The sequence below is a fragment of the Levilactobacillus koreensis JCM 16448 genome (genome assembly GCF_001435525.1).
Taxonomy (GTDB): Bacteria; Bacillota; Bacilli; order Lactobacillales; family Lactobacillaceae; genus Levilactobacillus; species Levilactobacillus koreensis.
In genome coordinates this window covers 129174-144071 of record NZ_AZDP01000118.1, presented here as the reverse complement: position 1 = coordinate 144071, position 14898 = coordinate 129174, and the positions used below count along the sequence as shown (strand labels likewise).

The window sequence follows — 14898 nt, the reverse complement described above, 5'->3', positions numbered from 1 at the left end:
CTTAGTAGTTGGGTCAGGTGGTCGGATTGGCACATCGTTCCACAGGTCATGCCTATGACGCCTATATGAATCAGTATTTGCATAAGGTCATAGGTTGGCTACTTAAATTATTGCGAATAACTAATAAAAAATATATCAAAGGAGTGTCATTTTATGTTATCAGTACCAGATTACGAATTTTGGTTTGTTACCGGTTCTCAGCATCTTTATGGTGAAGAACAATTGAAGTCCGTTGCCAAGGATGCCCAAGACATCGCTGACAAGTTGAACGCTAGCGGCAAGTTACCTTACAAGGTGGTCTTCAAGGATGTTATGACGACCGCTGAAAGCATCACGAACTTCATGAAAGAAGTTAACTACAACGACAAGGTTGCCGGTGTGATCACTTGGATGCACACGTTCTCCCCAGCTAAAAACTGGATCCGTGGGACTGAATTATTGCAGAAGCCATTACTTCACTTGGCAACTCAATACTTAAACAACATTCCTTACGCCGACATCGACTTTGACTACATGAACCTGAACCAAAGTGCTCATGGTGACCGCGAATATGCTTACATCAACGCGCGGCTTCAAAAGAACAACAAAATCGTTTACGGCTACTGGGGCGATGACGACGTGCAAGAACAAATCGCACGTTGGGAAGACGTTGCCGTTGCTTACAACGAAAGCTTCAAGGTTAAGGTTGCTCGCTTTGGCGATACCATGCGTAACGTTGCCGTTACTGAAGGTGACAAGGTTGAAGCTCAGATCAAGATGGGCTGGACCGTTGACTACTACGGTATTGGTGACTTGGTTGAAGAAATCGGTAAGGTTGCTGACGCTGACGTCGACAAGGAATACGCCGACCTCGAATCCCGTTACGAAATGGTTCAAGGCGACAACGATGCTGACAAGTACAAGCACTCTGTTCGCGTTCAATTGAAGCAATACCTCGGAATCAAGAGTTTCTTGGAAAAGGGTGGCTACACTGCCTTTACCACGAACTTCGAAGACCTTTGGGGGATGGAACAACTCCCTGGTTTAGCCGCACAATTATTAATTCGTGACGGTTATGGTTTCGGTGCTGAAGGTGACTGGAAGACCGCTGCCTTGGGCCGTGTGATGAAGATCATGTCTCACAACGACCGGACGGCCTTCATGGAAGACTACACGTTGGATCTGCGGAAGGGCCACGAAGCCATCCTCGGTTCCCACATGCTGGAAGTTGACCCTTCAATCGCTTCCGACAAGCCACGCGTTGAAGTTCACCCATTGGACATTGGTGGTAAGGCTGACCCTGCACGTCTGGTCTTCACTGGTTCCGAAGGTGACGCCATTGACGTGACCGTTGCGGACTTCCGTGACGGCTTCAAGATGATCAGCTATGCCGTAGACGCTAACAAACCAGAAGCCGAAACGCCTAAGTTGCCAGTTGCTAAGCAACTCTGGACGCCAAAGGTTGGTTTGAAGACCGGCGCCTTGGAATGGATGAAGGCCGGTGGTGGTCACCACACCATGCTTTCCTTCTCCCTGACCGAAGAACAAATGGAAGACTACGCTACCATGGTTGGTATGACGAAGGCTTTCATCAAGTAAGCTTGATTTAAATGGAGTGGCCGTTCGCCGGTTGGCGGGCGGCCACTTTTTTAGATAGGATGTCTTAACTGGGCAATTTAGAGTGACCTACGCCTTACCGGCCGCCAGATATGGGCTGGAACGGTGCGGACACAGCTTGAAGCCTCGAAAACCGCGAGTCTACAAGGTTGGTCTTCTGGCTAAGCCGACGGGAAACCACCGTCACCTAAGCAGAACGACGCGCCTGAGCCCATATCTGGCGACCTCTCGGCTCACACAGTGATTTTCTGTCAACTGGGAGGACGAGCGTAAATTCGTTATCAGCTGAATTAAAGTTGCCGAGGCCATAAAACTTTTAGCCGTTATTGGGGTGGAACAATCAGAGCCAGAGAAGACAAGTGATGTAACCAGCCGTCAGCAAGCGGACTGATGTTCTTCTGACCTGAATTGTCCCCACAACAGGCAAAAAAATCTGGTAGCCGTCGTGCAATCAAGGTTAGTAAGTACAGAGAATAATCAAGAAATGGAGTGGTTAACATGGTAAAGAGCGAAAAAGAAAAGATGATCACGGGTGATCTCTTTAGCGTTTACGATGAGGAGCTTGTCGCCGAACGGGGCGCTGCCCGTGACAAGGTTGAAGCCTTTAATGCGTTGGGGGAAAAGCACCCTGAGCAGAGCCAGAAGCTGATTAAAGAACTATTTGGGGCGACCGGTGAGGACGTTGAAGTTCATGCGACTTTCCGCTGTGATTATGGGTACAACATCTACGTCGGTGAGGACTTCTTCGCCAATTACGACTGTGTCATGCTGGACGTGGCGCCCATCCGAATCGGCAAGCATTGCCTGCTAGGGCCCAAGGTACAGATCTATTCGGTCAATCATCCGGCCGATCCCAAACTGCGGCGAAATGGTGCTATGGGGATCGGTAAGCCCGTCACTATGGGCGATGATGTCTGGGTTGGCGGCGGGGCCATCATTTGTCCCGGCGTGACGATTGGAAATAACGTCATCGTTGCTGCCGGAGCCGTGGTGACCAAGTCGTTTGGCGATAACGTCGTTTTAGGTGGTAATCCAGCCCGGGTCATTAAGAATTTAAAGTAGTTTTGTGTGAGAAAGCACAATCTTTGTGGCCGTTGCCATGGAGGTTGTGCTTTTTTATTAACCGTTTATAAAAGAATGCGCTTACATATAATTATCAAAACAAAGAAAACGTTTTAGAAAAGTAATGCGAATGAAACAATAAATGGTTGATTTATCCGTATAAATAGTCTAAAATAACATTATTGTGTTTGTGAAAACGGTTTACTTGAAAGCTATAATTACTGATATCACAATCATGGTAAGAGAGAGTATTAGTTATCACACCTATTTACTCGGCAGGGATAGGCGTGTGTTGACAGAGAGAGCAAGAGACATTGGGAGGGAACATTTTTGACAAGTACGAAGAAAATTTCAAGCGGCTTTATTTACTTTTTTGGGTCCTTTGGTGGTATTTTGTTTGGGTATGACATTGGAGTCATGACCGGAGCACTACCATTTCTGGAACACGACTGGGCGTTAACGAATGCCGGGGTGATCGGCTGGATTACGTCGGCCGTGATGTTCGGGGCCATCTTTGGTGGGGCCATTTCGGGTCAGCTGTCTGACAAATTGGGGCGCCGCAAGATGATTCTGATTTCAGCATTGATCTTTGCACTGGGCTCCTTGCTGTCTGGTTTAGCACCTAATCAGGGCTCAATCTACCTGATTGCGGTGCGGATCTTCCTAGGTTTGGCCGTAGGGGCGTCATCAGCGCTCGTGCCAGCCTACATGTCGGAAATGTCACCAGCTCGCTTGCGAGGCCGGTTGACCGGGATCAACCAGACAATGATCGTGTCCGGGATGCTGATCTCCTACGTGGTCGACTACCTGTTAAAGGGACTGCCAGAACTCTTCGCTTGGCGGTTGATGTTGGGCTCCGCAGCCGTACCAGCCATCATTTTATTTGCCGGTGTCCTGCGGTTGCCAGAATCGCCTCGATTCCTGGTTAAAAATGGGGACTTAGCGGGTGCCAAGCAAGTGCTGAGCTTTATTCGACCAGCTGACGAGATCGACGATGAATTAGCCGATATTCAATCGGCCGCTACGGATGAAGCGACGGTCGCCCAGAATACGACTTGGGCAACTCTGTTTTCAAGTAAGTATCGTTACTTAGTGATTGCCGGTGTCGGTGTGGCGGCGTTCCAGCAGTTCCAAGGCGCCAATGCCATCTTCTACTACATTCCACTGATCGTGCAACAGGCCACGGGTGGGGCAGCCAGTTCCGCTTTGATGTGGCCAATCATTCAAGGCATTATCTTAGTTATTGGGTCACTGGTCTTCTTGGTGATCGCCGATAAATTTAACCGGCGGACACTGTTAACGTTGGGTGGTGTGGTCATGGGGTTATCCTTCATCCTGCCAGCCATTCTAAACGTGGTCAACTTGAACAAGAACCCCATGTTGATTGTCCTATTCTTATCGATCTACGTGGCCTTCTACTCCTTCACGTGGGCACCGCTGACCTGGGTGCTGATTGGGGAAGTCTTCCCATTAGCTGTTCGGGGCCGGGCCTCAGGATTGGCGTCATCCTTTAACTGGATCGGGTCGTTTGCCGTGGGCCTGCTGTTCCCAATCATGACGCAGTCGATGTCTCAAGATGCCGTATTTGCTATCTTTGGGATTATCTGTCTGCTAGGTGTTGCCTTCATTCAGTTATTCGTTCCAGAAACGAAGGGCCGGACGCTGGAAGAGATCGAACAACAAGGCACGCAAACGAAGAAGGTTTACGAGACTTCAGAATCGCGTAATCATTAATTATGACTAGGGTCTGTTCCTAAACATTAATTTCTGGTATACTCCATCAAAAACGGATTGGGGTACATCATGACTATACCAAAGCGCTATGAACTAACTGATGAACAGTGGAACCGTATTGAACCTATGTTTCCAGCCTATCGTACCGGTCGACCTGCCACTATTGATAATCGAACGGCCTTCAATGGTATTCTCTGGCTGATGCGAAGTGGAGCGGCTTGGCGTGATATTCCCGAGCGCTACGGTCACTGGAAGGCAATTTATAGCCGATTTCAACGTTGGTCAGATTCCGGTCTGTTTCTAAAAATGTTTGAAGAACTTTCTCAAGATCCGGACATGGAGAATATCAGCTTAGATTCAACCAGTATTCGAGTTCATCAAAAAGCTACCGGTGCTAAAAAAACGCCGTCAACGCAGAGTTCAACCAATTCATAGGGCGAAGTCGAGGTGGCCTTACCACCAAGGTTCACGCACTAGTAGATGGATTGGGTAACCCCCTAAAATTCTCACTCTCTGGTGGTCAGGTACACGATAGTATTGCGGCACCAGAGCTGCTTAGAACTGTCGATTTGACTGACGTAAACGTGATTGCGGATAAAGCATATGGTGCCGAAAAGCTAAGAGACCAAATTACATCGGCCCATGGGACCTATACCATTCCGCCAAAAGCGAATGCCCAAAATCCTTGGGACTGTGATTATTTTACCTACTGTGAACGTCACCTGATTGAAGACTTCTTTAATCAAATGAAGAACTTTAGACGCTTCGCTACACGCTACGATAAGCTAGCTACCAGCTTTCTGTCCACCATACACATCTGCGCTATCATGATTCTACTGAAATAGTTTGAGAACAGACCCTAAACAAAAAGCTTGACGGCCGCGGTCGTCGAGCTTTTTTATTCGTCACGTTGTTCATTTTTCGGATCGAGTACCAAGGGGACCTCGGGATCAAAGTTACTGCTGTCGAGGAATTTCTTAGTGTAGGTGTGGCGAAACTCGGTCGGTGTCAGGTAGTAACGCGCCTTAAAGGCCTTCATGAAGCGTTTCTCATCAGTGAAGAAGACGGTACTAGCGATTCGTTTGATGGGAAAGTTGGTCTGTAGGAGCAGCTCTGCGGCCTGTTGCAGTTTGAGTTGGTTAATGTATTGAATAACGGTCTGACCGGTCTGCTCTTTGAAGATCCGGACGAGGTAGTGGGGGTTCAGGTCAAAGTGATCAGCAACGTCACTGGCCTTGAGATCGGCGCTGAGGTTGGCCCGAATCCACTCCTTGATACCATCAATTCTGGCCTCGGCCCCAGTCGAATTCTCACCAGATAACGAGTTGTAGTAGTCCTCGGCAATTTCAATCAACAGGGCGGTCAGGAGATAGTCGACGGACATTGACGTGAAGTAGTGAGTTTTCGCGACGTCCAGAACTTGATAAATGATAATGAGAATTTTTTCTAAGCTGAGTGCACGGTACTGTAGGGGAAGAACAACTTGATTCTTCTTGAACAGTGCGGCAACGGATTGACCATCGTGGTTATCCACGTGAAGGGAGCGCATGGCGTTTTTTTGCGTGAAAAAATGGAACCAAAAGTATTGGGTATCTTCTGGGGATTCCTTGTAGCCATGGAGATGGTGAAACGGTGGCAGGGAAAAGATGTCGCCTTCATTAATGACGTAATAGTTGTTGTCGACCTGTAAGTAGAGGGTCCCCTTAATGACGATGATGATTTCAAAATTACCGTCGTGGTACATCGGCTTGTGCTTCCAATGAGGACCTGCCGTGAATTTTCCAGATGAGAAGTGTAAAACGGGCTCACTGATATCGATGCAGGTTACGGTTCGCATGATCATAAACTCCTTTCGTTAAAGGATGACTGGCAACGCTGGCCGGTTAGACGAATAAGCCGAGATAAAAAAGCTATGTAGTGACTACTTTTAGACGAGTTACCCCTATTTTCTCCTGAATCGAAAGGGTCGTCTATAGAAAAAAGGCGATAAGTGAGAAAAGAACACTAAATATGAATGTGATAGTTATAAATAAACACCTTTCCTACAAAATACACCATTTTTAATCATAATGAAACCGTTTACAATGAAAGGCGTAGAAGGTAAATGTTGGGAACGCTTAGCTGCTTGAACGTTCTTCAATTCTAACCAAGTTTTACTTTATCCAGGAAGGGAAGATGATCATGGAAAGTTTTGATGTTAAAACTGATCAGGCACGACTCGGTTTTGAAATTAATCAGGGGAAAGTTGCCCTGACAATAATGAATTCAAATGACCTCAGTGCTGCTGACGACGAGCTAAAGAATCACTTACAGATTGCCGAAGTTCAAGTGACCGGCCGGAATTTTCACCACAAGGGGGTTGGGTTTGTCGACACCAACCCGGGACGAGACTTGCACTATATTCGTCACGAGGTGCGTGATGAGGCCAATGGTAAATTATTGACGATTGTGCAGGAGGACGTTGAAAAGGCCCTGCAAGTCAGCAGTTTTTATCGTCTGTATAACGGATCAGCGGTGATTAGGAGCTGGACGACGATTGAGAATGTCGGTCAAGCGGACTTGGGCATCGAATACGTTTCTTCATTTGCCTTGAGTGGAATCAATCAGGCTAACGACCTTGATGGCAATTACGCTGAAGATAACGTCGTCTACATTCCGAATAATGACTGGACCGATGAAGCGCAATGGAAGGCGAACACCTTAAAGAATGCTGGCTTAGACTACTGGGTCGACGGAGACTTAGCCCAAGCCTCCACCAAGCGAATCAGTGTGACCAACAACTCATCGTGGTCCTGCTCGGAATACTCACCGAATGGCATCTTGACGAATACGAAGACGGGGCAGACGGCCATTTGGCAAATTGAGAATAATGGCGCTTGGCATTATGAGTTAAAGGATATTGGCCGCGGAAACCTGTTAGCCATCAGACTATCCGGTCCAGAAGAATTCGACAATCAGTGGTGGAAGAATCTCACGCCAGGGGCAACATTTACCACAGTTCCAGTTGCCTTTGGTCAATTGATGGGTGACTTTGAAGACGGGATTGGTGAAATGACCAAGTACCGACGGCTGATTCGTCGTGAAAATGAGGACAATAAACGATTGGCTGTCATTTTTAACGACTACATGAACGGGTTGTCGGGTGATCCAACGGCCGAAAAGGAGTTGCCACTGATCGATGCCGCCAAGAAGGTCGGCTGTGAGTACTTTGTGATCGACTGCGGCTGGTACGCCCCTGCTTACTGGTGGGACAGTGTCGGCGAGTGGCAACCTTCCCAGGAGCGCTTCCCCGATGGGATTGAAAAGCTGATTCAGTACATCCGTGATCAAGGCATGACGCCGGGACTCTGGCTGGAACTCGAAGTCGTTGGCATTAAGAGTCCGCTGGCCGATAAGTTACCCGATAGTTGGTTCTTTATGCGCCATGGCAAGCGGGTCATCGATGCCGACCGGTACCATTTAGATTTCACGAATCCCGCGGTTCGTGACTTCGCGGATGGCGTTGTGAAACGGTTGGTCGAGCAGTACGGTGTCGGGTACATCAAGATGGATTACAACATTACGACTGGAATCGGGACCGAACAGAATTCGGACAGCTTTGGTGATGGCCTGTTAAAGCACAACCGGGCTTACTTGAAATGGTTGGACGCGGTCTTTGCCCGTTACCCCGACCTGGTGATTGAAAACTGTGGTTCCGGTGGGATGCGGCACGACTATGCCATGCTACAACGGCACAGCATTCAGTCGATGACTGACCAGACCAATTACGTACGGAATGGAAATATTGCGGCTGTGGGCGCATCCGTGGTGGCCCCTGAACAGTGTGCCATTTGGTCATACCCCTTACAAGACGGGGATGATGAGGAAGTCATCTTTAACATGGTCAATACGATGTTGCTCCGGATTCATCAGAGTGGCTACCTTAACAAGGTTAAGGGCCATCGGCTAGATCTGGTTGCTGAAGGAATCGAGACGTATAAGACTTACCGGCAGAAGATTGCAACGGGCCTGCCAATCTGGCCAGAAGGACTCAGTCAGTTGGATGACGCCTGGTTTAGCTACGGCTTTAAGCAAGGAAAAGACATCTATCTAGCTGTTTGGCGGGGTGTCGGTCAGGTAGCTGATCACGCCGTTTCGTTGGCTAAGTATGGTGAAATTGCTGATGTTGAGCAACTGTATCCGCGCAAGGTTGGCGGCGTGACGATGACTCATGATCAACGGGACCTGCGAGTGAACTTTACGAAGGAAAAGATGGCGCGGCTGTATCATATCCGCTTGAAATAGTAGTCTAGAAACTGACTCGCCTAAAATAGGCAGGTTGGTTTCTTTTTTTGACGATAAAACCTTCGGAAAGAGCCAGTAGTCAGCGCGGATGACGGACTCACCTGAAAATGGTAGCGACTGATTTGAATTCAGCGGCAAAAGGGTGCTGTCATTTATAGAATTTTAACGCAAAGAATGGCGATTAGATGCTGGGAAATTGCCCGATGTGAGTTTTAAACACCAAATCGCATTACCCTAGTTACTTTATGCCACTAAATCTACAGTTTAACTCGTTGAAAGCGTTTTCCTAGATGCTATGATAATCAATGTACATAAGGATATCCAAGCAAAATTATTTTTGGCCTACCGGTAGTCAAAAATCGCTAGCGCAGAAAGGACAGCAATTATGACTAAGAAATTTAGAACATTTGCTCAGGTCCCGCCTAAGGGGTGGAATAGTTGGGATAGTTACGGTGCTTCGGTTCGTGAGGACGAGGTCAAGCGCAACGCTGACTATTTAAGCCAACATTTAAAGCAATTCGGCTGGCAATACGTGACCGTTGACATTCAGTGGTACGAGCCGACCGCCGATTCTTCACAATACCATAACTTCACGCCGTTGCTGATGGATGAGTATTCGCGGTTGATTCCAGACCCGAAGCGTTTTCCGTCTGCGGCTAATGGTCAGGGGTTCAAGCCATTAGGGGATTATATCCATGGCTTGGGCTTGAAATTTGGGATTCACATCATGCGTGGCATTCCGCGTCAAGCCGTGCATAATGCCACGCCAATCAAGGGAACGACAAAGACGGCCAGAGACATTGCCGAAAATAACATTTGTCCGTGGAATGCAGATATGTATGGCGTCAACGTCGATATGCCTGAGGGCCAGAGCTACTACAATTCACTGATGGACTTGTATGCGTCCTGGGGTGTGGACTTTATCAAGTGTGATGACATCGCGAACTCAGTCATCTATAACGGGACGCTCAAAAAAGAGGTCGTTGCACTGAGAAAGGCCATTGACCAGACTGGCCGAGAGATGGTCCTGTCCTTGTCACCAGGTCCAGCACCGGTTGAAAATGGGGCGTTTCTCCAGCGGAATGCGAATATGTGGCGGATCACGGATGACTTCTGGGATGAATGGTCATTACTATTGAACATGTTTGACCGTGCTGAAAAATGGTCACCAATCTCGCGGCCAGGCAATTGGCCAGACTGTGACATGCTCCCATTGGGTCACATTGGGATTCGGTCAGTCGATGGCCCCGGGGGTAACCGGCAAACACGATTCACCCGTCCGGAGCAGAAGACCATGATGAGTCTGTGGAGCCTGATGCAATCCCCATTGATCATGGGTGGGGAATTACCTGACCTCGATGAGTGGACGACAAGTTTACTGACCAATCAAGACTTGCTGGAGATGGACGACCACTTGGTTGATAAGTATCAGACAGCGCGTGATGAGCAGAAGATTACTTGGTATGCCGAAAGCCCAAGCCATGCCTACTATGCCGTGTTTAATATTTCCGACCAGCCGCTGACCCTTACAAGCAAGGAACTTTCTGCATTGGAGATTCCATTGGCTGGTCATGATATCTGGCAGAATAGAGATGTTTCACTAGCGGCTGACCAAGTCGTTGAAATTGCTTCCCACGATGTTTACTTATTAAAGGTTTAGATTTTAACAGCTAAAGGAGCTGAAAGTTATGCAAGAAAAGGCTACTGCTAAACCCAAACGCCAAATCGTCCCTGGGTTGGAGAAAATGAGTTATGCGCAATTAGACTTTGCTGGTCAATTGGTGGCTACCGTTGTCGGTAGTTATTTGATGTACTTCTTCACCGACGTTGTGCTTTTACCAGCTGCGGCCGCCGGACTGATTCTATTGATTGCGCGGGTGGTTGATGCCGTTGGGGCCCCGGTCTGGGGAACCTTAATTGATATGACGCACACAAAATATGGGAAAGCGCGGCCCTACTTCTTATGGCTGGCATTTCCATATGCTGCCATGGGGGTTCTGCTGTTCTGGGCACCACAGTTGAGTGTCACCGGTAAAATTTGGTACTGTGGAATTGTCTACATTATTTATGGGATTCTCTATTTAGGAATCAATGCTCCAATTACGACGATGCTCCCATTGATCACCTCCGATCCCAAAGAACGGGTCGTCCTCAATTCGTGGCGGATGGTGGGCTCTAACTTAGGGGTTTTCGTGGTTAACTCACTGACCTTGCCATTGGTCGCCTTCTTTGGCCGAGGTAATGACGTCAAAGGGTTCCGTATCTTCATTGTGATTTTTGCAATTCTTAACGTGACATTGACATTATTCTCATTCTCACATACTAAAGAACGGGCTTCTTCGAAAAATAGTGAACGAGTTTCGTTGAAGCAAGGCATCCACGCCATGAACAAAAACTGGCCATGGATCATCTTGGTTGCGGGGAACTTCTTATTCTGGGTGGCGCAACAAAACCGGCAACAAGGGATGGTTTACTACTTCACGTACTACTTCAAGAATAAAGATTTAGTTACCCTGTTTAACTCGATTGGCCTGATTCAAGTCATCGGGGTCATTGCGATTCCATTTATGAATAAACATATGTCAAAGAGCCATATCTGGGCGCTGGGCTTCGTTGTTGCTGTGCTGGGCCAATTGATCATTACGTTGTCTGGCCTCAACATTGCCGGTGCCATCGTCGGGTGGTTGATTGCTTTGGTTGGTTCCGGGATCGCCGTTTCCATGCCATTTGCCATGTTAGGTTCCGCCGTTGACTTCGGTGAATGGAAGAACGGTATTAATGCGGCTGGCTTATTGACGACGATTGGGGCGGCGTTCTGTATGTCGATGGGCCAAGGGCTTGCCGGCTGGTTGAACGGGACGTTCCTATCATCCTTCGGTTACGTGGCCAATCAAGTTCAAACGGCACACGCTTTGACCGGGATCAGTATTGACTTCAACTGGATGACGATGCTGTTATACGGTGCCGCGATTATTCCAGCGTTGATGTACCAAAAGTACGAAAACATGGAGGATCAAATCACGACTGAATTAGCTAAGACGCGTGACTAGGCTAGAATTAAATGAATAACTTTGTCTGACCATTAAGCTCGCTTGTGGCAATTAAAACGGACGCCATCGAGTTGATTCGATGGCGTCCGTTTTGCTGGTTGGGCTTGACCTGAGATGCGATAAGAAAGGATAAGTGATTAGTGATGGCAGGAACGATTGATTCCGCAGATCTGATTTCGATTCAAACAAAACGCGCGCAGTTAAACTTTATTGTGGATACTGGCAGACAAGCCAAGTTGCTGTATGTCGGATGTTTACGGGATGTGAGTGACTGGGTGCAGCAGCTTAAGCCAGTTGAGGATGCGTTCAGTCTCACCGAGCTTCAAGTTGCTGGCGGTGATTTTAAACATAAAGGGGCGAAGCATGCGTCGACCTCCGAGTCCTATGAGCTGACGTACAGTGATCATACTGTCGAGGATTTGGAGAACGGCAAGCTGGTGACAGTTCATGAAATCGACGAGACCTGCAGCCTAGACGTCTACAGCTATTTCCGGCTATATGACAATACGGCAGCCGTGCGTTCTTGGAAAAAGGTGAAGAATCACGGGACGGCACCGGTTACGGTCGAATATCTGGCATCCTTTAACTACTCTGGTCTGTTACAACAGGACGATTACCCGGGTAACTACGCCACTCACGATGATATGTACATCGCCCATAACTCATGGACGACCGAACTGCAGTGGCAGAAGGACTCCATTCAGCACTTGGGGATGCCTTATTTTGGTCAGGATTACGAAGTGGATGTTAGCGACAGTGATGATCAGGAGAGCGGCGACCCCCACATGGGCGTGTACTTATCCGGGTCAAGCTCGAAGCGAATTGGGGTCACCAATAACTCCTCTTGGTCCTGCTCGGAATATTCACCAAACGGGGGACTCCACAACCGGGCAACGAATCAATCCGCATTTTGGCAGATTGAGAATAACGGGGCCTGGCACTATGAAATTGAGAACCATTACGACGGGTCCATTTTGAATCTCGAACTTTCTGGTCCAGAGGAATACGATAATCAATTCTGGACGACGCTTAAACCAGGTGATGAGTTTACGACCGTCACGGCAGCCTTTGTTCAGGTGGACGGTTCGTTGGAGACGGCAATTGATGAAATGACGGTCTATCGGCGCAATATTCGCCGAGTCAATGCGGATGATCAAAGGTTGCCAGTTATTTTCAACGATTACATGAACTGCTTGATGGGTGATCCGACATCCGCCAAGGAATTTCCACTGATCGATGCTGCGGCTAAGGCCGGTTGCGAGTATTTTGTGGTCGATTGTGGCTGGTACGATGACGGCTATTGGTGGGATACGGTTGGTGAGTGGCAGCCATCGAAGAAACGTTTCCCGAATGGAATTGAAGAAGTGACGGATTACATTGCTACGAAGGGAATGGTGCCGGGGCTATGGTTAGAACCCGAAGTTATGGGGATTCGCAGTGATTTTGCTAATACTTTACCCGATGATTGGTTCTTCCTCCGTAATGGCAAACGCGTTGTTGACATCGATCGGTACTTATTGGACTTTAGAAATCCGGCGGTCGTGGACTACGTGACTAAGGTGGTTGACCGCCTAGTCAATGAGTATCATGTTGGTTACATCAAGATGGACTATAACGTGACGACCGGTGTGGGGACGGATTATCATGCCGAAAATCGGGGCAAAGCCTTACTCGACCACAACAGAGCAGTCCTTGCGTGGCGGGATAGTCTCTATCAGAAGTATCCGGACTTAGTTATTGAAAACTGCAGTAGTGGTGGGATGCGTCACGACTACGGGATGTTGAGCAAGGATAGTATTCAATCCGTGAGTGATCAAACGGATTATACGTTAAACGCGGCAATTTCTGGTGTTGCGGCGACGGCGATTACCCCGGAACAGTCGGCGATTTGGTCCTATCCGTTACCGAAGGGCGATAAGGAAGAGACCATTTATAACATGTGTAATGCGTTGCTGTGTCGAATTCATCAGAGTGGGTACTTGAATAAGATTTCCGCAGAACGCTTGGCTTACGTGGCTGAGGGAATTGCGACCTATAAGCGAGAGATTCGGCAGCATATTCCGCATGCCGTTCCGGTTTGGCCGAATGGGTTTCCACACGTATACGATGACGAAATCGTTTATGGGATTCGCGACGGACAGACTCTGTACCTGGGCGTTTGGAACAACCTTAAAGCCAATCATCAGGTTGAGGTCGACTTGTCGGCATATGGTGATGTGACTAGTCTGACGCAGGTTTATCCTGGAGGGCAAGACGCTATTCGAACTTCAGTTACTAATAGTATTGGTCTATTTACTTTCCCACAAGCCAAAATGGCTAGGATTTTCAAGGTAACCTTGAAGTAAAGCAAAAGCTTCACGGTCCAATTAGGCCGTGAAGCTTTTATAACCAATGAATTAGCGTGGCAAAGTGGTTAGCCTCTCAAAGTGAGCCAGCCGCCCATAACCACTAGGCACGCGCCGACAAGTGTAAAAACAATCAAGAGTGCTTTGGTGTCGGTATCGTGCTTTGTCTTGGGAATCAACTTAGCAAACAGTAGAATGAGTAGTGCTAGTCCAGATAGTAAAATAAATACTCCGGTGGTTAAATTTTGTGTCATGGTAATCTCCCCTTACGTCCTTGATTATACCGATAATTGTTTGAACTTACTTACTCATGGCGATTTATTAAGAAAAAACTTGAAAAAGTGTTGGTCGGTGGGGACACTGGGATATTTTTGAATAGCCTTTAAAGGTTGAAAGTTCAAAAATACCAATCATGCCTGCCCTAACAACAATTGTGAACCTAAAACTAGGCAACCTGGTGGGCCCTTCGCCTTACCGGCCGGCAGATATGGGCTGGATCGGTGCGAACACAACTTGAAGCCTCGAAAGAACCGAGTCTCCAAGCTTGGTTTTCTACTAAGCCGGCAAGAATCGCCAGCTAAGTAGAACGACGCGCCTGAGCCCATATCTGCCGACCTCCCGGCTTACACAGTGTGCGTAGACGACGGAGATAATGACTGTAACAGTCGTTATCGATTGGACCGAAAACGCTAAATCTCCAGGTTTTCCGACTGTTGTCGTGGTAAAGCACAGTCAGAGCCGGAGGAGGACAGGGATGTAGCCGGCCGTGGAGGTGGTGTTGGCTGGCGATTCATCAGCCAGCTTACAGCACGGGCGACTTTGGAGAT

10 protein-coding genes are annotated in these 14898 nt (G+C 48.1%); 8 read left to right on the top strand and 2 right to left on the bottom strand.

All coding sequences use genetic code 11. The annotated features are described in order from the left end of the window. Positions 1-153: 153 nt before the first annotated feature. From araA to FC99_RS13670, 4 genes are all read left to right on the top strand, one after another. Positions 154-1578: an L-arabinose isomerase gene (gene araA / locus FC99_RS11815; protein ID WP_048735336.1), complete on the top strand. Its 1425-nt coding sequence runs from the start codon at positions 154-156 to the stop codon at positions 1576-1578. Positions 1579-2094: 516 nt separating this feature from the next. After that, the gene (locus FC99_RS11810; protein ID WP_048735340.1) at positions 2095-2658 is read left to right on the top strand and encodes a sugar O-acetyltransferase; all 564 of its coding nucleotides are present in this window, start codon (positions 2095-2097) and stop codon (positions 2656-2658) included. Between the two features lie 330 nt (positions 2659-2988). Beyond that, a complete protein-coding gene (locus FC99_RS11805; RefSeq protein ID WP_048735342.1) occupies positions 2989-4392 on the top strand; it encodes a sugar porter family MFS transporter in 1404 nt (467 codons plus the stop codon). 69 nt (positions 4393-4461) lie between these two features. Continuing rightward, a protein-coding gene (locus FC99_RS13670) for an IS5 family transposase (protein ID WP_420324052.1) occupies positions 4462-5237 on the top strand; the annotation gives its coding sequence in 2 pieces (ribosomal slippage) (positions 4462-4813 and positions 4813-5237; 777 coding nt in all). Between the two features lie 53 nt (positions 5238-5290). On the opposite strand, the gene FC99_RS11790 is transcribed toward FC99_RS13670, so the two are convergent. Then, positions 5291-6229 (bottom strand): helix-turn-helix transcriptional regulator, encoded by a 939-nt coding sequence (locus FC99_RS11790; protein WP_048735347.1) that lies wholly within the window; start codon positions 6227-6229, stop codon positions 5291-5293. A 344-nt stretch (positions 6230-6573) separates the two neighbouring features. On the opposite strand from FC99_RS11790, the gene FC99_RS11785 reads away from it, so the two are divergent. The 4 genes from FC99_RS11785 (at position 6574) to FC99_RS11770 (ending at position 14071) form a co-directional block, all read left to right on the top strand. Further along, positions 6574-8676 carry a glycoside hydrolase family 36 protein gene (locus FC99_RS11785; protein ID WP_048736381.1) on the top strand — a complete coding sequence of 701 codons (2103 nt, stop codon included), beginning with the start codon at positions 6574-6576 and terminating at the stop codon, positions 8674-8676. Between the two features lie 385 nt (positions 8677-9061). Further along, entirely contained in the window at positions 9062-10336 is a 1275-nt protein-coding gene (locus FC99_RS11780) for a glycoside hydrolase family 27 protein (protein WP_048735350.1), read from the top strand. A 28-nt stretch (positions 10337-10364) separates the two neighbouring features. Next, positions 10365-11726: an MFS transporter gene (locus tag FC99_RS11775; RefSeq protein ID WP_048735354.1), complete on the top strand. Its 1362-nt coding sequence runs from the start codon at positions 10365-10367 to the stop codon at positions 11724-11726. A 143-nt stretch (positions 11727-11869) separates the two neighbouring features. Beyond that, positions 11870-14071 carry a glycoside hydrolase family 36 protein gene (locus FC99_RS11770; protein ID WP_048735358.1) on the top strand — a complete coding sequence of 734 codons (2202 nt, stop codon included), beginning with the start codon at positions 11870-11872 and terminating at the stop codon, positions 14069-14071. 68 nt (positions 14072-14139) lie between these two features. On the opposite strand, the gene FC99_RS11765 is transcribed toward FC99_RS11770, so the two are convergent. Beyond that, positions 14140-14325, bottom strand: coding sequence for a hypothetical protein (locus FC99_RS11765; protein ID WP_048735360.1), 186 nt, complete (start codon positions 14323-14325; stop codon positions 14140-14142). Between the last annotated feature and the right edge of the window lie 573 nt (positions 14326-14898).

Coding starts and splice junctions, on each gene's coding strand:
- araA (WP_048735336.1), top strand. CDS start 154: ATGTTATCAGTACCAGATTACGAATTTTGGTTTGTTACCGGTTCTCAG.
- FC99_RS11810 (WP_048735340.1), top strand. CDS start 2,095: ATGGTAAAGAGCGAAAAAGAAAAGATGATCACGGGTGATCTCTTTAGC.
- FC99_RS11790 (WP_048735347.1), bottom strand. CDS start 6,229: ATGCGAACCGTAACCTGCATCGATATCAGTGAGCCCGTTTTACACTTC.
- FC99_RS11785 (WP_048736381.1), top strand. CDS start 6,574: ATGGAAAGTTTTGATGTTAAAACTGATCAGGCACGACTCGGTTTTGAA.
- FC99_RS11780 (WP_048735350.1), top strand. CDS start 9,062: ATGACTAAGAAATTTAGAACATTTGCTCAGGTCCCGCCTAAGGGGTGG.
- FC99_RS11775 (WP_048735354.1), top strand. CDS start 10,365: ATGCAAGAAAAGGCTACTGCTAAACCCAAACGCCAAATCGTCCCTGGG.
- FC99_RS11770 (WP_048735358.1), top strand. CDS start 11,870: ATGGCAGGAACGATTGATTCCGCAGATCTGATTTCGATTCAAACAAAA.
- FC99_RS11765 (WP_048735360.1), bottom strand. CDS start 14,325: ATGACACAAAATTTAACCACCGGAGTATTTATTTTACTATCTGGACTA.